This window comes from Agromyces sp. NBRC 114283, from assembly GCF_030268405.1.
Classification (GTDB): domain Bacteria; phylum Actinomycetota; class Actinomycetes; order Actinomycetales; family Microbacteriaceae; genus Agromyces; species Agromyces mediolanus.
On the sequence record NZ_BSQP01000001.1, the window covers coordinates 1,102,417 to 1,121,632 of the forward strand.

At 73.3% G+C, this 19,216-nt stretch carries 18 protein-coding genes and 1 pseudogene; 12 read left to right on the forward strand and 7 right to left on the reverse strand.

The features are described from left to right. Window positions 1-3 precede the first annotated feature (3 nt). The 6 genes from QSJ60_RS05230 (at window position 4) to QSJ60_RS05255 (ending at window position 5,850) form a co-directional block, all read left to right on the forward strand. Complete coding sequence (locus QSJ60_RS05230; protein WP_285462877.1) at window positions 4-933, forward strand: dihydrodipicolinate synthase family protein; 930 nt, start codon at window positions 4-6, stop codon at window positions 931-933. Continuing rightward, window positions 930-2,135: an NAD(P)/FAD-dependent oxidoreductase gene (locus QSJ60_RS05235; RefSeq protein ID WP_285462878.1), complete on the forward strand. Its 1,206-nt coding sequence runs from the start codon at window positions 930-932 to the stop codon at window positions 2,133-2,135. The genes QSJ60_RS05230 and QSJ60_RS05235 overlap by 4 nt, the downstream gene beginning before the upstream one ends. Next, a complete protein-coding gene (locus QSJ60_RS05240) occupies window positions 2,122-2,421 on the forward strand; it encodes a (2Fe-2S)-binding protein (RefSeq protein ID WP_230763905.1) in 300 nt (99 codons plus the stop codon). Before QSJ60_RS05235 ends, QSJ60_RS05240 begins: the two co-directional genes overlap by 14 nt. Next, on the forward strand, window positions 2,418-3,926 hold the full coding sequence (locus tag QSJ60_RS05245) for an NAD(P)/FAD-dependent oxidoreductase (RefSeq protein ID WP_285462879.1): 1,509 nt from the start codon (window positions 2,418-2,420) through the stop codon (window positions 3,924-3,926). The genes QSJ60_RS05240 and QSJ60_RS05245 overlap by 4 nt, the downstream gene beginning before the upstream one ends. A 371-nt stretch (window positions 3,927-4,297) precedes the next feature. Then, entirely contained in the window at window positions 4,298-5,209 is a 912-nt protein-coding gene (locus tag QSJ60_RS05250) for a DMT family transporter (RefSeq protein ID WP_230763907.1), read from the forward strand. Beyond that, window positions 5,206-5,850 carry an NADPH-dependent F420 reductase gene (locus QSJ60_RS05255; protein ID WP_285462880.1) on the forward strand — a complete coding sequence of 215 codons (645 nt, stop codon included), beginning with the start codon at window positions 5,206-5,208 and terminating at the stop codon, window positions 5,848-5,850. Before QSJ60_RS05250 ends, QSJ60_RS05255 begins: the two co-directional genes overlap by 4 nt. 24 nt (window positions 5,851-5,874) lie before the next feature. Here the strand turns inward: QSJ60_RS05255 and QSJ60_RS05260 are convergent, their stop codons facing one another. From QSJ60_RS05260 to QSJ60_RS05270, 3 genes are read right to left on the reverse strand one after another with little or no spacing between them, the layout of a single operon-like run. Then, window positions 5,875-7,299: an NHL repeat-containing protein gene (locus tag QSJ60_RS05260; protein ID WP_285462881.1), complete on the reverse strand. Its 1,425-nt coding sequence runs from the start codon at window positions 7,297-7,299 to the stop codon at window positions 5,875-5,877. Between the two features lie 57 nt (window positions 7,300-7,356). Continuing rightward, the gene (locus QSJ60_RS05265; protein ID WP_285462882.1) at window positions 7,357-8,160 is read right to left on the reverse strand and encodes an alpha/beta hydrolase family protein; all 804 of its coding nucleotides are present in this window, start codon (window positions 8,158-8,160) and stop codon (window positions 7,357-7,359) included. Between the two features lie 32 nt (window positions 8,161-8,192). After that, window positions 8,193-8,480 carry a DUF1905 domain-containing protein gene (locus tag QSJ60_RS05270; protein ID WP_243570554.1) on the reverse strand — a complete coding sequence of 96 codons (288 nt, stop codon included), beginning with the start codon at window positions 8,478-8,480 and terminating at the stop codon, window positions 8,193-8,195. 153 nt (window positions 8,481-8,633) lie between these two features. On the opposite strand from QSJ60_RS05270, the pseudogene QSJ60_RS19065 reads away from it, so the two are divergent. Together QSJ60_RS19065 and QSJ60_RS05275 are read left to right on the forward strand one after the other, a co-directional pair. Continuing rightward, window positions 8,634-8,714: pseudogene (locus tag QSJ60_RS19065) on the forward strand (DUF2510 domain-containing protein); the annotation flags it as partial. 81 nt (window positions 8,715-8,795) lie between these two features. Then, window positions 8,796-9,557, forward strand: a complete 762-nt coding sequence (locus QSJ60_RS05275) for a G5 domain-containing protein (RefSeq protein ID WP_502871399.1) — start codon at window positions 8,796-8,798, stop codon at window positions 9,555-9,557. Between the two features lie 6 nt (window positions 9,558-9,563). Here QSJ60_RS05275 and QSJ60_RS05280 read toward each other — a convergent pair whose 3' ends face one another. Beyond that, on the reverse strand, window positions 9,564-10,673 hold the full coding sequence (locus QSJ60_RS05280) for a hypothetical protein (protein ID WP_285462884.1): 1,110 nt from the start codon (window positions 10,671-10,673) through the stop codon (window positions 9,564-9,566). 84 nt (window positions 10,674-10,757) lie between these two features. Here QSJ60_RS05280 and QSJ60_RS05285 point away from each other — a divergent pair, with 84 nt between their 5' ends. Together QSJ60_RS05285 and QSJ60_RS05290 are read left to right on the forward strand one after the other, a co-directional pair. Then, window positions 10,758-11,270, forward strand: a complete 513-nt coding sequence (locus tag QSJ60_RS05285) for a methylated-DNA--[protein]-cysteine S-methyltransferase (protein WP_230763918.1) — start codon at window positions 10,758-10,760, stop codon at window positions 11,268-11,270. Between the two features lie 123 nt (window positions 11,271-11,393). Continuing rightward, on the forward strand, window positions 11,394-11,828 hold the full coding sequence (locus QSJ60_RS05290; RefSeq protein WP_189083493.1) for an Hsp20/alpha crystallin family protein: 435 nt from the start codon (window positions 11,394-11,396) through the stop codon (window positions 11,826-11,828). Between the two features lie 69 nt (window positions 11,829-11,897). Here QSJ60_RS05290 and pbp4b read toward each other — a convergent pair whose 3' ends face one another. The 3 genes from pbp4b to QSJ60_RS05305 all read right to left on the reverse strand — a co-directional run bounded on the left by pbp4b (window position 11,898) and on the right by QSJ60_RS05305 (window position 16,819). After that, window positions 11,898-14,528 carry a penicillin binding protein PBP4B gene (gene pbp4b, locus QSJ60_RS05295; RefSeq protein WP_285465261.1) on the reverse strand — a complete coding sequence of 877 codons (2,631 nt, stop codon included), beginning with the start codon at window positions 14,526-14,528 and terminating at the stop codon, window positions 11,898-11,900. A 217-nt stretch (window positions 14,529-14,745) separates the two neighbouring features. Beyond that, window positions 14,746-15,612, reverse strand: coding sequence for a MurR/RpiR family transcriptional regulator (locus tag QSJ60_RS05300; RefSeq protein ID WP_189083495.1), 867 nt, complete (start codon window positions 15,610-15,612; stop codon window positions 14,746-14,748). Window positions 15,613-15,760: 148 nt separating this feature from the next. Continuing rightward, complete coding sequence (locus QSJ60_RS05305) at window positions 15,761-16,819, reverse strand: serine hydrolase domain-containing protein (protein ID WP_230763920.1); 1,059 nt, start codon at window positions 16,817-16,819, stop codon at window positions 15,761-15,763. Window positions 16,820-16,913: 94 nt separating this feature from the next. Between QSJ60_RS05305 and QSJ60_RS05310 the strand changes: the two genes are divergently transcribed. After that, window positions 16,914-17,849: an N-acetylmuramic acid 6-phosphate etherase gene (locus QSJ60_RS05310; RefSeq protein ID WP_285462885.1), complete on the forward strand. Its 936-nt coding sequence runs from the start codon at window positions 16,914-16,916 to the stop codon at window positions 17,847-17,849. A 44-nt stretch (window positions 17,850-17,893) separates the two neighbouring features. Continuing rightward, window positions 17,894-19,180 carry an ABC transporter substrate-binding protein gene (locus QSJ60_RS05315; protein ID WP_230763924.1) on the forward strand — a complete coding sequence of 429 codons (1,287 nt, stop codon included), beginning with the start codon at window positions 17,894-17,896 and terminating at the stop codon, window positions 19,178-19,180. The last annotated feature ends 36 nt before the right edge of the window (window positions 19,181-19,216 follow it).

Sequence of the window (19,216 nt, forward strand, 5' to 3'; positions counted from 1 at the left end):
GACATGGATCGCACGAGCGTCGACTGGCACGGCTACATCCCGGCCATCACGACCCCGTTCACCCGGGACGGCGACTTCGACGTCGCCGCCTTCGAGGGGCAGATGGGCTGGCTCGCCGACGAGGGCATGCACGGCGTCATCCTCGCCGGGACCTCGGGTGAGTGGTTCAGCCTGAACGAGGCCGAGCGGGCCGAGCTGTTCGCGCAGGGCGCCCGGCTCGGCGCCGGCATGCGCGTGCTCGGCGGCTGCAACGCCTTCACCGCGGCCGAGGCGATCCGGCATGCCCGCGCCGCCGAGCGCGCCGGGCTCGACGGCATCCTGCTCACCCCGCCGCCGTACCTCGTGCCCAGCCGCGCCGAGATCGTCGAGTTCTACCGCGAGGTCGCCGCCGGCACCGAGCTGCCGATCTGCGTCTACAACTGGCCCCGCGGCTGCATCGTCGACCTCGACGTCGACACCCTCGGCGAGCTCGCCGAGATCGACAACGTCGTGGCGATCAAGAACTCCACGGGGAACTTCGCCGGCTTCCTCGCGGGCCTCTACGCCCTCGGCGACCGGGTGCGCTACTTCGGCATCCCGACGAGCGAGCTCGGCGCCGACCTCGCCGCCCTCGGCCGCGGCGACGGCCTGATGGGCTCCGGCGCCCCGCTCGGCCGCGATCACCCCGACTTCTGGAACGCGCTCGCCGCCGGCGAGCGCGAGCGCGCCATCGAGCTCGGCGCCCGCGACCGCGTCGTCATGACCCGGTGGTTCGGCCCCGACTACGGTGCGAAGTTCGGCAACCAGCAGGCGATCATGAAGACGGCGCTGCGCCTCCGCGGCGTCTCGGCCGGCTACGTCCGGCGCCCCCTCCTCGAGCTCGACGACGCGCAGGTCTCGATCGTCCGCTCGACCCTCGAGGACCTGGGGATCGCGACCGTTCCACTCTCGTGAGCGAGCGCTACGACAGCATCGTCGTCGGCGGCGGACTGCTCGGCGCCGCGCTCGCCTGGATGCTCGCCCGCGAGGGCGCCCGGGTGGCGCTCCTCGAGCGCGACCAGCTGAACCAGCACGCCTCCGGCCAGAACGCGGGCAGCCTGCACTTCCAGCTCGAGTACCGCATGGTCGAGCACGGCTGGGAGTCGGCGCGCACCGCCGCCGAGGCGATGCCGCTGCACCTCGAGGCCGCCCGCGAGTGGGCGGCGCTCGGCGACGAGCTCGGCGAATCGCTCGGCGTCGCCCAGCAGGGCGGTTTCATGCTCGCCGAGACGGCCGAGCAGGTGGAGGTGCTGCGGCGCAAGACCGCGCTGGAGCAGGAGTGGGGCCTCGACGTGCGCCTCCTCGACGGCGACGAGGCCCGCCGCCTCGCCCCGTACCTCTCCGACTCGGTGCTCGCCGCCGCGTTCTGCCCGCTCGAGGGCAAGGCCGACACCCGCATCGCCGGCCCGGCGCTCGCCCGCGGCGCGCTGCGGCTCGGCGCCGAGGTGCGCACCCGCACCGAGGTCGTCGACCTGGTGCCCGCCGCCACCGGCTGGGCGGTGCATGCGGTCGAGCGCAGCGAGGCGGGGGAGCGGATGCTCCGCCTGGAGGCCGACACGGTGATGCTCGCCGCCGGGGTCTGGACCACTCGGCTCGGGCAGCTCCTCGACGTCTCGCTGCCGACCATCCCGCTCGCGCTCATGATGAGCGTCAGTGCCCCGACCGCGCCCTTCGTGCCGCACCTCGTGCAGCACGCCGGCACGAAGCTCTCCCTCAAGCAGACCGGCAACGGCACCGTGCTCATCGGCGGCGGCTGGCCCGCTCGCCTGCCCCTCGCCGCGGACGGGACCCCCGATCTGGAGAGCCGGCCGACGCTGCTGCAGTCCTCCCTCGTCGGCAACGCCGCCGCCGCGATCGGCGTCGTGCCGCGAACCGCCTCGCTGCCGATCGTGCGCAGCTGGGTCGGCACGACGACCGTGACCCCCGACCAGCTGCCGCTCGTCGGCCAGGTGCCCGGTCGACCCGGGGTGTTCGTCGCGACGGGCGGCTCGGCCTTCACCCTCGGGCCGAGCTTCGCCCGCTCGCTCATCGCCCTCGCCGACGGGCGGCCGCCCGGGATCGATCTGCACCCCTACGACCCCGCACGATTCGAAAGGCTGAGCCATGCCCGACGCTGAGGCCACGAGCGGGCGCGCCGCGCGCCTGCCCTCGGAGCGCGGCGCGCCCGCGGAGATCACCGTCGACGGCCGCCCCGTCGGCTGCTTCGCCGGCGAGACCGTCGCCACGGCGATGCTCGCCGCCGGGGTGCCCGCGTTCTCGCACCGCAACGGCGAGCCGCGCATCCCGCTCTGCAACATGGGCACCTGCTTCGAGTGCGGCGTGACCGTCGACGGCGTGCCGCTCACCCGCTCGTGCCTCACCACCGTGCGCGACGGCATGCGCGTCGAGACGAGCGAGCGATGAGCCCCGGCCACGACCTCGTCGTCGTCGGCGCCGGTCCCGCGGGTGCCGCGGCCGCGCTCGCCGCCGCCGACGCCGGCCTCGACGTGCTCGTCGTCGACGAGCAGCGCGCCGCGGGCGGGCAGATCTTCCGCACCACGCCGCCGGAGTTCGGGGCCCGCCGGAAGCTGCCGACCGGCTACCCCTGGGCCGGCGAGCTCCTCGACCGCGCGCGCTCGCACCCGCGCATCGCCTGGCGGCACGGCGCGACCGTGTTCGGCATCCTGCCGGTCACGGCGGATGCCTCGTCGGCGGATGGCGCGGATGGCGCGGATGCCGTGGATGCCGTGGATGCCTCGACCGGGCCCGCCCCGGCGGGCTTCGACGTGCTGACGAGCGATCCGGCCGATCCCGCCGGCTCCGGGCGCGTGCGCGCGCGGCGGGTGCTCATCGCCGCCGGCGCCTACGACATGCCCGTCGCGATCCCCGGTTGGACGCTGCCCGGCGTGATGATGGCGGGCGCGGTGCAGGGCTTCCTGAAGTCGCAGCGGCTGCGCGTCGCCGACCGCGTCGTGCTCGCCGGCTCCCACCCGCTCCTCCTCATCGTCGCCGACCAGCTGCTCGCGGCCGGGGCGCGGATCGAAGAGGTCGCGATCGCCCGAGGCATCCCCTCTCCCCTCGAGCTGCTGCGGGCGCTGCCCGCCGTGCCCGGGCACGTGCGCCTCCTCGGCGAGCTCGCCGGCTGCGTGCTGCGGCTGCTGCGGGCCGGCGTGCGGATCTCGACCGGCACCGTGCCGACCGAGGTGCTCGGCGACGGCCGCGTGCAGGGCGTGCGACTCGCCCGTGCCGACCGCGGCTGGCGCCAGACCGGCCCGGCGCGCACCGTCGAGGCGGACGCGCTCGTGCTCGGCTACGGCTTCCACCCCTCGACCGAGCTCGCCCGCCAGCTCGGCTGCGGACTCGACTGGGACTCGGCGCAGGGCGGCTGGATCGTGCGCCACGACGCGCAGCTCGAGACGACCGTCCCGGGCGTGCACGTCGCGGGGGAGCCGAGCGGCGTCGCCGGGGCCGAGCAGTCCCGGGCGGAGGGCGAGCTCGCCGGCCTCACGATCGCCGCGGCCCTCGGCCGCCCCGTGCCCGAGCGAGCGCTCGCCAGCGCCCGGCGGCGCATCCGCTCGGCCGCGCGCTTCTCCGGCGTGGTGCAGCGGATGTTCGCCCCGCGCCGCGAGGCCCTACTCGAGCTCGCGACGCCCGCGACGGAGATCTGCCGCTGCGAGACGGTGACGCGGGCCACGATCGACGGCTTCCTGGACGAGAACCCCTTCGCCGGCACCGCGGATGCCGTGAAGCTCGCCTGCCGCAGCGGCATGGGCCCGTGCCAGGGGCGGTACTGCGAGTCCGCCGTCGCCGGCCTCGTCGCGAAGGCGCGCGGCACCGGCGTCGGCGAGGCCGGCCGCTTCGCCGCGCACATCCCGGTGAAGCCGGTGCCGCTGCAGGCCTACGTCGCCTTCGCCGACGACGCGGACTGAGCTCGGCGACCCATCCCGTGGTTCCCTGAGCCCGTCGAAGGGAACTCGCCCCCGCTTCGACAGGCTCAGCGACCCATCCCGTGGTTCCCTGAGCCCGTCGAAGGGAACTGCGCCCCGTCCCGCTTCGACAGGCTCAGCGACCCATCCCGTGGTTCCCTGAGCCCGTCGAAGGGAACTGCGCCCCGTCCCGCTTCGACAGGCTCAGCGACCCATCCACCACGGCAAGCCGTCAGTATTTGCGGGTGCCGGCGCCGACGCACCCGCAAATACTGACGGCAAGCCGGCCGGACCCCGCCCGAGGTGGCCGGATGTCGCGGGAGGACGGCAGCCACGGCCGCGCGCTCGGGCCCGCGACGCAGCAGAATGGGCGGGTGACTCGCCGGGGGATCATCCTGTTCGCCGCGCTCGGGATCGCGTGGGGCATCCCCTACCTCTTCATCAAGGTGGCGGTGTCGGAACTCGACCCCGGCATGGTGGTGCTCGCGCGCTCGGGGCTCGCGGCCATCCTGCTGCTGCCGCTCGCGCTCTTCCGCCACCAGGTCTGGCCCGTGCTGAAGCGGTGGAAGCCGATGCTCGCGTACACGCTCGTCGAGATCGTGTTCCCCTGGTACTTCCTGAGCTCCGCCGAGCAGCACCTGCCGAGCTCGACCGCGGGACTCCTGCTCGCGGCCGTCCCGCTCGCGGGCGTCGCGATCGCCTTCCTGATGGGCCGCCCGGAGCGCCTGTCCGGAGTGAACTGGCTCGGCATCCTGCTCGGCATGCTCGGCGTCGCCGCGCTCGTCGGCCTCGATGTCGCGGGCTCAGACCTCTTCGCCGTCGCGGAGATGGGCGTCGTGGTGGTGGGCTACGCGCTCGGCCCCGCCATCCTGGCCCGCTGGATGTCGGATCTGCCGGGCGTCGGCATCGTCGCCGTCTCGCTCGCGGGGGCGGCCGTCGTGTTCGTGCCGTTCGTGCTGCTCACCGGCGGGGTGCCGACGAGCTGGCCCTCGACGGAGGTCGTCGTCGCGGTGCTCGTGCTCGCGGTGGTCTGCAGCGCGCTCGCGTTCCTGCTGATGGTCGGCCTCATCGCCGAGATCGGCCCGGTGAAGGCGACGACGATCACCTACGTGAACCCCGCGGTCGCGATCGTCGCGGGCGTGCTCGTGCTCGGCGAGCGGGTCACGGTGTGGACGGTGGTCGGCTTCGTCCTCGTGCTGCTCGGCTCCTATCTCGTGACCCGACATCGGCAGGATGCCTCGATCGGGGAAGCAATCGCGCCGCCGGAGCGTTCCACCTCTGCATGACGACCCTCGGAATCATCGGCGCAGGACACATCGGCAGTCAGATCGCGCGAGCGGCGGTGGCGAACGGCTACGAGGTCGTGATCGCCAACTCGCGCGGCCCGGAGACGCTCGCCGAGCTCGTGGCCGAACTCGGCCCGCAGGCGCGCGCGGCCACCGCGGAGGAGGCCGCCGCGGCGGCGGACCTCGCGGTGGTGACCGTGCCGTTCAAGGCGTACCCGGCGGTGCCGGTCGAGCCGCTCGCCGGCAAGATCGTGATCGACACGAACAACTACTACTGGGAGCGCGACGGGCACGTCCCCGCCCTCGACGAGGGGCGCGACACCGTGAGCGGCATGCTCCAGGCGCACCTGCCATCGAGCCGGGTCGCGAAGGGCTTCAACCACATCACCGCCGCCGACATCACCACCGAGGGGCGCCCGGCCGGTGCGCCGGAGCGTCGCGCGCTCGCCACCGCGAGCGATTACGAGGATGCCGCGGCCGCCGTCGCCCGGATCTACGACGAGTTCGGCTACGACACCGTGAACGTCGGGCCGCTCGCCGAGAGCTGGCGGGTCGAGCGCGATCAGCCCGCGTACTCGGCCGGCGCGCAGAGCCGTGAGGAGCTCGTCGCGAACCTCGCGAAGGCCGAGCGCGCCGCGTAGGCGCGCCCCGGGCGCCGCCGCGCCTCAGTCGCGCTGCTCGGCGGCGAGGATGACGAGCGGTGATGTCGGGAACGCGATCGTCTGGGTGCTCGCGTAGACGAGCACGACGGCATCGTCGACGACCCGCGCGGTGAACCCGGTCTCGCCGAAGAGTCCCGACGGGATCTCCCAGCTCTCGGTGCTCTCGCCCGTCTCCGGGTCGATGCGGTTCAGCGCGGTGTCGCCGTTCACGAGGCCGATGCTCAGCGCGTACAGCTCGCCGTCGGTGCCGACGCTCACGTCCTGCAGGGTCGCCGTGAACGGCGCCGGCGGCGTGGTGCGCCAGCGCTCCTCGCCGCTGACGAGGTCGTAGCCGACGAGGTCGAGCGAGCCGCCGTCGGGATCCTTCGCGCCGGTGACGAGCAGATCTCCGACGACCTCGTAGGCGCCGTGCCCGCTCGTGAGCCCCGCGGCGAAGTCGACCCCCGTGCTCGGTGAGATCGGCGCCGGCATCCGCCCGGTCTCGGGGTCGAGGCGGCCGAGCACCGCGCCGCCGTCGGCGAGCTCGGCGATGGCGAGCACGCCCGGTTCGCGGTCGTCGACGAAGAGGAACGGGTCGGCTGCGTCGAGCTCGCCGACGCCGAGCGCGGCGTTGCCGTCGATGGTGTCGCCGAACTTCCAGACCACCTCGGCTTCGGCGCCGTCGACGCGGATGCCGTACACGTCGGAGGCGGGCGCGTCGCCGATCAGTTCGCCGTGCAGCAGGGTGGTGACGAGTAGGCCGGTTCCGGGATCGACGGCGAGCGAGCTGACGTGCGCGCGCCCGCTGTCGTCGCTGAAGGCCCCCAGCTCGGAGGAATCGAGGACGCCCTCGGGCTCGCCCGTCTTCGGGTCGAGGAAGCCGAGCCCGTGGTACGCGGTGACGAACCACAGCCGGCCGTCGACGGCCGCGGTGCCGGTGACCTGCTCGTAGCTCTTGGTGCCCTGGTATTCCGCCGTCACGAACTCGAAGCCGTCGACCGCCTCACCGCTCTCGAGGTCGTAGACGACGAAGCGCGAGCAGGGCCCGCCGCCCTCGATGCCGGTGAGCAGCACGAGCCGCTCCTCGGAGAGGAAGTACGGCTCGCCGCACGGGCCCCAGTCGGCCGGGCCGCCGGAAACGGACCAGGCCTCGTCGAGGGTGGCCCGGTCGAACACGGTGAGCGTGCCCGCCGGCGCGGAGGCGACGGCGATCCAGCGTTCGGAGATCGAGACGCCCGGCTGCATGATCGGACTCGTGCTGCGGTCGACCTCGCTGACCTGCGGCGCCTGGTACACCACATCGAGTTCGCCCGCCGGGAGCGGCGGGGTCGCGGCCGCGCTCGGCGGCGCGCTCGGGGTCTGCGTCGGGCTCGGCGGGGCGGTGCACGCCGTGAGTGCGGAGAGCGCGAGCGCGCACGAGGCGAGCGCGGCGGTGCGAAGCTTCGACATGATGTCCCCCGTCTGGCATCCCCAGTGCTGGCGGCTCCACTGTAGTCGTTTCGGGGATCAGCGGGCGAGCGCCGACCGCAGCCAGCCGGTCACGATCTCGTCGTAGGCGCGGGCGGCGGCGGTCTGCGGCGCGGGTTCGTCGCCCGGCCACTCGGCGAGGCCGTGCTCGACGCCGGGCACGTAGCGCACCTCGGCGAGCTCGAGCCGGTCGAATGCGCGAACCGCGTCGAGGAACGGCGCCTCGTCGGCGTCGCCTTCGACGATGAGCAGCGAGGTGCCGAGCCCGCGGAGCTCGTCGGCACGGGCCACGAAGTCCATGCGGGCGGCGACGGCGCTCGAGGCATCCGTCCAGCGGTAGGGTTCGGGCAGGAACTCGGCCATCGCGTCGACCATGGGCCGCAGCCGCAGCATCGGGTTCACGAGCACCGTGGCGCGGAGGCCGAGGGCCGCGCCGTGGGTCACGGCGACCTCGGCGGCGACCGACGCGCCCGCGGAGCCGCCGAGGACGACGAGGGGCGCCTCGCGGTCGGCGCCGAGCCGTTCGCGGAGCTCGGCGAGCGCGCCCGGGAACTCGTCGTTCGCCTGCTCGTGCATGGGCCCGAAGAAGTCGGTGACCAGATCGATGCCGCTGCCGAGCAGCGCCTCGAAGCCGTCGTGCACGGCGCGCGCCCCGCTGAGCGGCAGGCCGAGGTAGAGCACGTGCGCGTCGAGGCCGGCGAGCGGCAGCGCCGCGGCCATGGCGGCGGGCGTGTTCGGCGGGTCGAGCAGGTGCCAGGCCGCCACGACGGGGGCGTCGGGATGCCTCGCCGCGCGTGCCGTGTAGGGCACTCCGCCGCTCGTCGTGCCCGAGATCTCGCTCATGGGGCGACGCTACCCGCGGCCGCCGACACTCCTCAACCGTCGTGCACGTCGAGCGAGACGAGCACGGTGTCGCCCTCGCCCACCTGCTCGGCGCGGAGCACCGCCCGCTTCAGCGGTAGCACGTAGACCCCGCCGCTCGGGAAGATCGAGGTGCTCCAGGTGCTGCCGCCGAGCGAGACCGTGACCTTGACGGCCCCGAAGCCGCGGGGCATGCGCGGTTGCTCGGAGATGTCGGCGCTCGGTTCGGGCGGTACGTCGACGAAGAACCAGTTGCGCCGGGCCGCCCACTCGTAGATCTCGGCCTCGAATCGGATGCGCATGCGCCGAGCGTAGCGCCCGCCGCCGACGTCGAGGTCGGCTGCACCCGCCGCGCGACTCGCGCGCCGCGGCCCGCGGAGAGCACTGTCCCCTTTATTGGGTCACGACATCGCCTGCGCCGAATTCTATGGTCATCGGGAACCCGAGGGAGCACGATGGAGACACCACCACCCGGATGGTACGACGACGGCACTGGCGGAACGCGTTGGTGGGACGGAACCCGATGGACCGAGGCCCGCTCGACGGGCCCGGGACTGGGCCCCGCGACCTCGGGTGCCGCGACCGCTGAGGCGGCCGGGCCGTCCCGGACGACGAAGATCGTGCTGCTGGTGGTCGCCGCCGTGGTCGGACTCTGGCTGTTGATGCAGGGCTGGCCGGGTGTCCTCTTGGTGCTCGGGCTAGCGGCGGCCGCGTTCGCGGTTCAGTCGCTCCGTGGGCGAGGGGCGCTCGGGCTGCGGATCGCCAATCACCGCACCGCGGCGATTCTCCTCGTCTCGGGAATCCTCGTCGCCGGAGCGGGCGGGGTCGCGTACGGTGCCAGCAGAACGCCGGCCCCGCAGTTCGCTTCGTCTGTGGGCGCAGCCGCGACCGAGTCGCCGAAGCGCTCCATGTCGCCCGCCCCGACGACCCGCCGGGAGGTTTCGGTGATCGAGGAGCGCACGGTCGTCCCGTTCTCCTCGTCCACGGTCGACGACCCGAACCTCGACAGCGGCCTGTCGAGCGTCGCCGTGGTCGGCGTCGACGGCGAGAAGGTTACGAAGATCAGGGTCACCACCGAGGACGGTGTCGAGGTGAAGCGCGAGGTCGTCGAAGAGACGATCACGGTGCAACCGGTGAACGAGGTGATCTCGAACGGGACGCGCGTGCCGCCGCCGGCTCCGGTCGAGCCGGTGCCGTTCGCGGACGCGGGCGGGTGCGACCCCAACTACGAAGGGGCCTGCGTCCCCATCGCCTCCGACGTCGACTGCGCCGGCGGCAGCGGAAACGGGCCGGCGTACGTCGACGGGCCAGTCTGGGTCGTCGGCTCGGACATCTACGATCTCGATCGAGACGGCGACGGGGTGGCCTGCGACACCTGACGCGCCCTACTGCGCGGCGGCGAGGATCTCCCGGTGCAGGGCGAGCAGCCCGGCGGTGCGCTCGGCGGGCCCGCGGCCGAAGCCGCACTCGGTGCCGATGCCGAACTCGGTGACGCCCGCGGCGGCGAACGCCTCGCGCGCGGGGGCGAGGCGGGCAAGTGCGCCGTCGACCCCGTCCTCGTGGTGCACGAGCCCCAGGAACGGCGTCGTCGCGGTGGGCAGCGCCCAGCCTGCGAGCGGGGCCGCGTAGGCGGCATCCGTCCGCTCGATCGGCACCGGCAGGTGCACCCAGTCGATGCGCCGGGAGACGGCGGTGCCGAGCGCGTTGGCGACGGCGACGAGGCGGCCGGCGTCCTGCGGCTCGACGAAGTGCTTCTCGCCGACGTCGCCGTAGCAGAGGTGGAAGCCGAGCTCGGCGCCCGCCGGCACGGCGTCGGCGAGCTCGGCGGCGAGGCGCGCGACCTCGGTTGCGAGCGCGTCGGCGCCGCGGTCGTCGGCTGCGCCGTCCGCGGCCGCGAAGAAGGCCTCGAGCGGACCGCCGCCGAGGCTGATGCCCTCGAGGTAGGCGAACTCGGTGGCGAGGTCGAGCTGCACCGCGAGGTCCTCGGCGGGGATCGCCGCCGCGATCGCGCGCAGCTCCCCGACGAGCGCCGCGGCGTAGGCCGGATACACGGCGGCGCGATCGTCCGGCGCCACGAAGCTCGTCACCGGCGCGAGCGGCGAGGGCAGGCAGACCTGGAAGCGGGTGCCGTCGGGGATGACGCCCGCCTCCCGCAGCCGCACGAACTCGGCGTGGCTCTCGATCGCGGCGGCCGCGTAGCCGAGCGGGCCGAACGACAGCTCCTCGGCCGGCACCGTGCCGTCGAGCAGGAGCGGCCGCAGGTCGAAGCCGGCGACGACGATCGGGTCGATGGGCGCGCGCACGAGCCCGGCGACGCGGTCGAACGCGGCGCCCTGGAAGAGGATCCAGTGGAAGCGCTCGCCCACCTCGCCGTCGGGGATGCGGGGCAGCGCCGCGCCGAGCTCGCCCGCCGCCAGGCGGAAGACAGTCTCGGCGGTGGGCTGGTTGACGGATCCGACGAGGTGCGCGCCGGCGACGCGGGGGAGCTGAGGCATCCGATCAGCCTAGTCCGGCGCAGAGGTCCGAAATCCGCTGTCCGATGCGGCTCCCGCCCGCCGCGGCGCGGCGAGAATGGGGGCATGACCCGCCGCCATGCCACCCTGCCGACCGCGCTCGGCGAGCTGCTCGTCGTCGCGGACTCGGGCGGGATCGCCGGACTCTACTTCCCGGCGCACTGGCACCCGCCGGCCGCGGGCTCGCTGGGGGCGTCGGCGGATGCCTCGGCCGACCCGCTGCTCACGGAGCTCGCGCGGCAGCTCGACGACTACCTCGCCGGGCACCGCCGCGACTTCGACGTGCCGATGGATCCGGCGGGCGACGAGTTCGAGCACCGGGTGTGGGCGATGTTGCGGGAGATCCCGTTCGGCGAGACCACGACGTACGGCGAGCTCGCGCTCCGGCTCGGCGACCGGAACCTGGCCCGCATGGTGGGGCGCGCGGTCGGCCACAATCCGATCAGCATCCTGGTGCCGTGCCACCGGGTCGTCGGCGCCGACGGCTCGCTCACGGGCTATGCGGGCGGGCTGGAGCGCAAGCGGACGCTGCTCGAGCTCGAGGGCGCCGAGGTGGTGGCGCAGCGGCGGCTGTTCTGAGCCCTCGCAGCGTTGGCACTCTCCTGGGTCGAGTGCTAATCTGGCTGTGTTGAGTCGATGCGACTCAACTCTGAAACCTCGGGCCGCTCACCCGCGGCCCGCACCGAGTGAGAGGAGACGCTCATGGCACTGACCTGGGACCCGTTCCGCGACCTCGACCGGCTCGCGGCCACCATGCTCGACTCGCGGCAGGGGCCGCGCATGATGCCGATCGATCTGCACCGCGACGGCGATCACTACGTGCTCTCCGCCGATCTCCCCGGCGTCGACCCGGGCTCGATCGACATCGACATCGACGGCCAGCTGCTGACCATCCGCGCCGAGCGCACGCTGCGCGGCGACGAGGGCGTGAAGTGGCTCGCGCACGAGCGGCCGAGCGGCTCGTTCCTCCGCCAGCTGAGCGTCGGCGAGGGGATCGACACCGCGTCGATCAGCGCCCACTACGACAACGGCGTGCTGAGCGTGCTGCTTCCTGTTTCCGAGCGGGCGAAGCCGCGCAAGGTCGAGGTGCGTCAGGCCGCCGGCGCGGACGCGCCCAAGGAGGTCGCGGCGAGCTGAGCCGCGGCGAGACGGAGAACGGGGCGGTGCGCACGGCGCACCGCCCCGTTCCGGTTCCTGGCCGTCGGGCTATCGCGTCGCGCGGCGGCGACGGATGCCGAGACCGGCGAGGAGTGCGCCGAGCGCGAGCACGAGCGCACCGAGTCCGGCCCAGAGTCCGGCCGTAATGCCGGTCTCCGCGAGGTCGCCGGACGACGAGTCGCCGCCCTGGCCGGTGCCCGGCCCGCCCGTTCCGGGCTGACCCGTCCCCGGCTCGCCCGTGCCGGGACCGCCGGTGCCCGGCTCCTCGGCCGCCCGCACCGTCACCGTCGCTTGGGCGGTGAGCGGCTCGGCACCGTCGGCGGCCACCAGCCAGGCCGGTCGCTGCAGCTCGCCCGTGGCGGCGTAGTCGCCCGCGCGGGCTCCGTCGTATCCCGCGAGCGACCAGGCGACGGGCAGCTCGTGGTCGGCCCCGTCCTCGTCGCGGACGACGACGGTCGCGGGCAGCGCGGCGAGCGCATCGGCCTCGCTCGTGCCGTGATTCACGGTCACCGGGTCCACGGCGGCGACCGTCCGCTCGGCGGTGAAGTCGGGCTCGTCGCCCACGAGGGCGCGGTACACCATCGCCGAGACCGGCGCGAGGTCGGACACGTCGTAGTCCGCCCCGGCGAAGCCGTTCGGCGGGCTGACGACCGGCGAGTGCCGCATGTTCGTGAGGATCGTGATCGTCATCTGGTGCAGCGGGTCGATCACGGTGAGCGTGCCCGTCCACCCCTGGTGACCGTAGGTGCTGCGGCTCGGGCCCCAGTTGAAGTAGTAGTACGCGGCCGCGTTCTGCGAGTGCAGGCGCCAGCCGAGCCCGATGGTCGAGGCCCCGAGCCCGGAGGGGCTCACCGCGAAGGGCTGCACGAAGGCATCCGCCACGTCCGTCGGGAAGTACTCGCGACCGTCGTAGACGCCGCCGTTCAGCATCAGCTGCGTGAGCACGGCCATGTCGCCCGCGGTCGAGAACAGCCCGGCGTGGCCGGCGACGCCGCCCATCGAGTAGAACGCCTTCTCGTCGTGCACCTCGCCGCGCAGGGTCTCGTGGCGCATCGGCACCGGGGTGCCGTCGCCCTGCACGCCGAACGACACGTTGCCGTCGCGGGTGTTGCCGTTGAGCTCGGTCGCGGCGATGCGGGCCGGGTCGACGCCGGCCTCGAGCGGGCGGAAGCCCGTGTCGGCGAGCCCGAGCGGGCTATAGAACTCCTGCTCCAGGTAGACGTCGAGGCGCTGGCCCGTGATCTGCTCGACGAGCAGGCCGAGGATCATGTAGTCGACGTCGCTGTACGCGAAGACCGTGCGCGGGGTGTAGCGCAGCGGCGTCCGCGAGATCGCGTCGATGATGCCGGCGCGCTGGTCGGGGTCGTCGTTCTGGTACCAGAGGCCGCCGGCGGAGGCGAGGTTCGGGTACTCGGGGTCGGGGATCATGCCGCCGACGTGGTGCAGGATGTCCCGGATCGTGACGGTCTCCTTGCCGGTGTAGACGGCGGGGATGCCGCCGGGGCCGCCGACCGTCCACTTGCCCGTGTACTCGGAGTTCGCGTCGGTGAAGTCCTCCCAGCCGGGAAAGCTCTGCAGGGTGCGGTCGAGGTCGAGCCGGCCCTCGCCGACGAGGCGCTGGATGGCGTAGTTCGTCGCGTACATCTTGCTGTTCGAGGCGAGGTCGAAGATCGTGTCGCTCGTCGCGGGGGTCCACTCCGATTCCGGCAGCAGGGCCGCGGGCACGGTCTCGCCGTCGGGGCCGGTGCTGGTCGAGTACTTCTCGGCGAAGCCCCAGGCGTCGTCCTTCACGAGGCGTCCGTCCTTGGTGACGGAGACGGCGACGGCGGGACCACCGGCGTCGACCTGGCGCTGCACGAAGGCGTCGAGTTCGGCGAGCTTCGCCTCGTCGAAGCCCACGCTCGCGGGGGCCGCCTCGACGAGCCGGTCGTGCGCGACGCGCTGCGGCTCGAGCAGGTACGTGCCGTTCGGGTGCACGAGGGTGCCGAGCTGCAGGGTGCGCTCGATGGCGCCGAGCGAGAGGTAGTACTCGCCGCCGTCGCGGAAGCCCTCGACGTCGTCGAAGACGAGCTCCGTGTAGGCGTTCAGCATGTTCCCCGTGACGTTCGAGCCGATGCGGTTCGTGTCGACGGCGATCTCGAAGTAGTCGCGGCCGCGGTACAGGGTCAGGATGTCGAGGCTGCCGGTCGGCGAACCGTCGAAGCGGTAGCCGTTCTTGCCGTACTGGTAGCGGAGGTCGACGAGCTCGGCGAGGGCGCTCACCGGCAGGTAGGCGCGGCGGTCCTGCACGCGGAGCTTCGCGGGGTCGATCTCGATCGGCGCGCCGTAGACGCGGGGGTCGCCGTCGACGAGCCAGACCTCGGCGCTGCCGCCCTCGGCCTGGACGTAGCGCAGGTCGTCGGCGAAGGCCGAGTCGCCCGTGACGCGCAGCCCGACGGTGCCGTCGATCGGCGCGTCGAAGGCGAAGCTCGTGACCTCGCCGTAGGCGTCGGCGCCGACCTCGGTCGAGCTGGGGGCGGTGCCGTCGAGCAGCTGCGCGGTGACGGCGCCGGACGGGGCGGCGGTGGCGTCGCTGTAGTGCACGACGAGGCCGGGCGGCGCGGCGGCCTGGGCCGCGGGTGCGTCGACGAGCAGGGCGAGGGCGAGCGAGCTCGCCGCGACGACGGCGAGCCGTCTCATGATCTTCACGTTGAATGCTCCAGTGCGTTCTGACGGGAATCGTGTCGGCGGGTACGCCGCATCGGCGCCCGGCCGGAGGGCTCGGGATCGGAGCCGGGGGAGTCGGTCGGGGGCGTTGATGGAAGAAATTATCAGAACTGATCGGATTGGTGAAGTATTTTTTCAGAAGTCCGATCCGCTGCGGTCGCGCCCCGCCCGGCCCCAGCGGGCCGGCCGTTCAGCCGTCGAGCCGGTGCGCCTGCACGGCCTCGTAGGTGAGTCGCAGCAGCTCGCCCGCCCGGTCGATCTCGCCCTGGAGCAGCCGGACGACGAGGAAGTCGACGATCGCCATCTGCGCGAGCCGGCTCGACATGGCCCCGGTGCGGTACCGGGACTCCCTGGCGCTCGTCACGAGCAGCCGGTCGGCCGCCGCGGCGAGGGGTGAGTCGGGGTAGTTCGTGATCGCGACGGTCGTCGCGCCGCGGCTGCGGGCGAGCGCGAGCATCTGGTTCGGCTCGAGGGTCTGCCCCGAGTGCGAGATGCCGATCGCGACACTGCCCGGGCCGGTCAGGGCGAAGGAGGTGAGGGCGAGGTGCGCGTCGGTCCAGCAGAAGCTCGGGATGCCGATCCGGTGCAGCTTCAGCTGCAGGTCCTGGGCGGTGAGCCCGCTCGAGCCGGCGCCGAAGATGTCGATCCGCGGGGCCGTGCGCAGCGCGGCCACCACCGCGTCGAGGGCGTCGAGGTCGATGCCGCGCGCGGTCTCCTCGATCGCCCTCGCCTCCTGGTAGGCGACCTTCGTGACGACGTCGAGGGCGGAGTCCGAGGCGTCGATCTCGGCGTCGTCGACGCGGAACAGCTCGCGCGCGGCCTCCTCGCGGCTGTTCGCGGCGGCGATCGCGATGCGGAACTCCTTGTAGCCGGCGTAGCCGACGGCCCGGCAGAAGCGGGCGACGGAGGCGGGGGAGGTATCGGCGAGCTCGGCGAGCCGGGTAATCGTGGACTCCACGACGACGGCCGGACGCTCGAGCACGAGCTCCGCGATGTGCCGCTCGGACTTGGACAGCTGCGGCATCCGTTGGCGGAGGGCGACGAACACGTCGGTCATGAGCGGCCTCCCACGGCGTCGGCGGCGCCCGAGCGGCGTCGCGGCCGGCGGGATGTGCGCCCACCGCGGGGCACCGGCCTGGAGTCGAATACTACCGATCCCGGCCCCGTGCGGCCGGGCACACGCGGGCGGCCGCCGAGCGGGGCGCTCATCGCCCGGCCGCCTCGGCGACGCGGGCGCGGAGCGTGTGGATCGCGTCGGAGTCCCGCGAGGGGTGCACCCGGTTCACGAGCAGCACGAGCGAGCGGCGGCCGCCGGGCTCGGTCGCGAAGGCGGTGCCGGTGAAGCCGGTGTGGCCCGCGGTCGACGGGCCGAGCCCGCGCATCCAGCCCTCGTCGAGCCGAGGCCCGAGGGCCTGGCCGAACCCCGGGTCGTCCGGCAGCGCGGCCGGCCGGGTCATGGCCTCGACCACCGCCGGTGCGAGACCCTGTCCGGCGTCCGCCGTGCCGCCGGTGCGCAGCGCCTCGGCGAAGCGCAGCAGGTCGGCCGAGGTGCCGAAGAGCCCGGCGTTGCCGCTCACCCCGCCGATGGCCGCCGCGGTCTCGTCGTGCACCTCCCCGTGCACGAGCCCGCGCCCGGGCTGCCACTCGGTCGCGGCGATCCGCTCGCGCAGCTCGGGCGCCGGTCGGAAGCCGGTCTCGCGCATGCCGAGCGGGTCGAGCACCCGGCGCTGCACCACGGCGTCGAGCGGGGCGGCGGCGAGCGCCTCGGCGGCGAGGCCGGCCCAGATGAAGCCGATGCAGGAGTACCGGTGGGTGGACCCGGCCGGCGCGACGGGCCGCGCCCCGGCGCGGAACCGCGCGGCGCCGGGGTCGGGGGCGCGGTCGGGCCACTCGGGCGCGAAGCCCGCGGTGTGCGAGAGCAGCCGGGCGAGCGGGACCGTGCGGAGCGCCGGTTCGCGGAACTCGGGCAGCAGCTCCGCCGCCGGCAGCGCGGCGTCGAGCCCGCGGGCGTCGAGCTCGGCGAGCAGGGCGGCCGCGACGATCGGCTTCGTCACCGAGGCGAGGTCGAAGTGGGTGGATGCGCCGACGGCGGCATGCTCGCCGGTGCTCGCGATGCCGGGGGCGTCCCAGCGGCGCACGGTCCCCGCGTGGTGCTCGAGCTGCGGCACGCCGTCCACGGCGAGGATCGCGGAGGCGGCCGAGCCGATGCCGCGGCGGAGGGCGTCGTCGACGAGCCCCTCGATGGTGACGGTTTCGCAACGCATATGAAAAAAATAATCCCTGAACTTCCCAAACGCGACACTTTTGTACATACTGAGTCGGAACCAGCCCGCCGAAGTGAAGGATTCAGCACCGCTGATGAGCACCAACGACCTCCTGCTCGATCGCCGAAACGACGGCGAGCGCCCGCTCTCGCCCACCGAGGAGCGGCTCGAGGCCTCGTCCGAGCTCGACGCGAAGTCGAGCCTCGAGGTGCTCCGCCTGCTGAACGCGGAAGACCGCGTCGCCGTCGAGGCCGTCGCCGCCGTGCTGCCCGAGCTCGCCGAGCTCGTCGACCTCGCCGCCGAGCGCTTCCGTCGCGGCGGCACCATCCACTACTTCGGCGCCGGCACCTCCGGGCGGCTCGGCGTGCTCGACGCCGCCGAACTCCTGCCCACCTTCAACCTCGAAGCCGGACGCGTCGTCGCGCACATCGCCGGCGGCCCGGCCGCCCTCGTGAACGCCGTCGAGGACGCCGAGGACTCCGAGGCCGAGGGGCGCCTCGCCGCCGCCGGCGTCGGACCCGACGACGTCGCCATCGGCCTCGCCGCGAGCGGCAACACCCCCTACGTCGGCGGCGCGCTCGCCGCGGCCCGCGCCGCCGGGGCCCGCACCGCGCTCATCTCCAGCAACCCGCACGCGGCCCTCGCCCCGCTGGCCGACGTCTACCTCGTGCTCGCCACCGGCGCCGAGGTGCTCACCGGCTCGACCCGGCTGAAGGCCGCGACCGCCGAGAAGCTCGTCCTGAACGGCTTCTCCACCGCGCTCATGGTCGCCGTCGGACGCACGTGGTCGAATCTCATGGTCGACGTCGTCGCGACGAATGACAAGCTCCGGCTGCGCACCGTGCGCATCCTCGAGCAGGCCACCGGCCTCGACCGCGACGCCGCCCTCGAGCAGCTCGCCGCGGCCGGGGGCGAGCTGAAGACCGCGATCGTCGCGGCCAACGGCGGCCTCGCCGTCGACGAGGCCCGGCGGCTGCTCGCCGCGCACGGCGGCGCGGTCCGAGACGCGCTCGCCGCGGCATCCCACTGACCTGCACCATCCCCCATGCACCACCACAACGAAGGAGAATCACGATGAGGCGACGTATCCTTGCGAGCGCGGCCCTCCTGGCCGGCTCCGCCCTCCTGCTCAGCGCGTGCGCGCCGAGCGGATCGAGCGGCGGCGAGCAGGCGACGGGCGACGACGTCACGCTGAAGGTCTGGTCCTGGCGCACCGAAGACGTCGAGGCGTACAACAAGATCTTCGACGTGTTCGAGGAGGAGCACCCCGGCATCACCGTCGAGTTCGAGGCGTTCCAGAACACCGAGTACAACCAGATCCTGACCACCGGCCTCGCCGGCAGCGACGGCCCCGACGTGCCCATGGTGCGCGCCTACGGACAGCTGCAGCCGAACGTCGAGGCCGGCCAGCTCGAGCCCATCGACGGCGACGTCGACGGACTCGACGCGATCGCCCCGAGCGTCATCGCCGGAGCGAAGGGCAAGGCCGACGGCAAGACCTACGCCGTCCCGCTCGCCACGCAGACGCTGCAGATGTTCTACAACAAGCAGATCTTCAAGGAGCAGGGCCTCGAGGTGCCCACCACCTGGGCCGAGTTCATCGACGTCCAGGAGAAGCTCCTCGCCGCCGGGATCACCCCGATGGCGCTCGGCGCGAAGGACGACTGGATCCTGCCGATCTTCGCCGACATCGTGGGCAGCGCCCGCTACGGCGGCTCGGAGTTCGAGCAGAAGGTGCTCTCCGGCGAGACCGACTTCAACGACCCCGACTACGTCGCGTCGCTCGGCATCATCACGGAGCTGCAGAAGTACCTCACCCCCGACGTCGTCGGCGTGAGCTACACCGACAGCCAGATCCAGTTCACCTCGGGCCAGGCCGCGCAGTTCCCCGGCGGCTCCTTCGAGATCGCCACCTTCCGCAACCAGGCGCCCGACCTCGAGTTCGGCTCGTACCAGGTGCCGGTCCCGGACGGCGCGGTCCTCGACGCCCCCGTCTCGCCCGCGTACGCCGACGGCAACTTCGCGATCAACGCCAAGTCGAAGAACAAGGAGGCGGCCCTCGAGCTGCTGAACTGGTTCGCGACGCCCGAGTTCGGCCAGCTCGTCGCTGACGAGCTGAACCAGTTTTCCGCGATCCCCGGCGTCGAGTACGAGGATGCCGTGATGAAGGAGGCGTGGGCAAACTACGAGGACGGCCAGGCGCCCTACCTCCTGCTCGTCGACTTCCGGTACGGTGAGCCGCTCGGCACCGCCGTGCTCGGCACCGAGGTGCAGAAGATGTTCCTGGGGCAGACCGACGCCGCCGGCGCCGCCGCCGCGCTCCAGACCGGCATCTCGCAGTGGTTCACGCCCGGCGAGTGACCGCCTTCCCGAGTACCGCCCGATAGCGAGGAACGA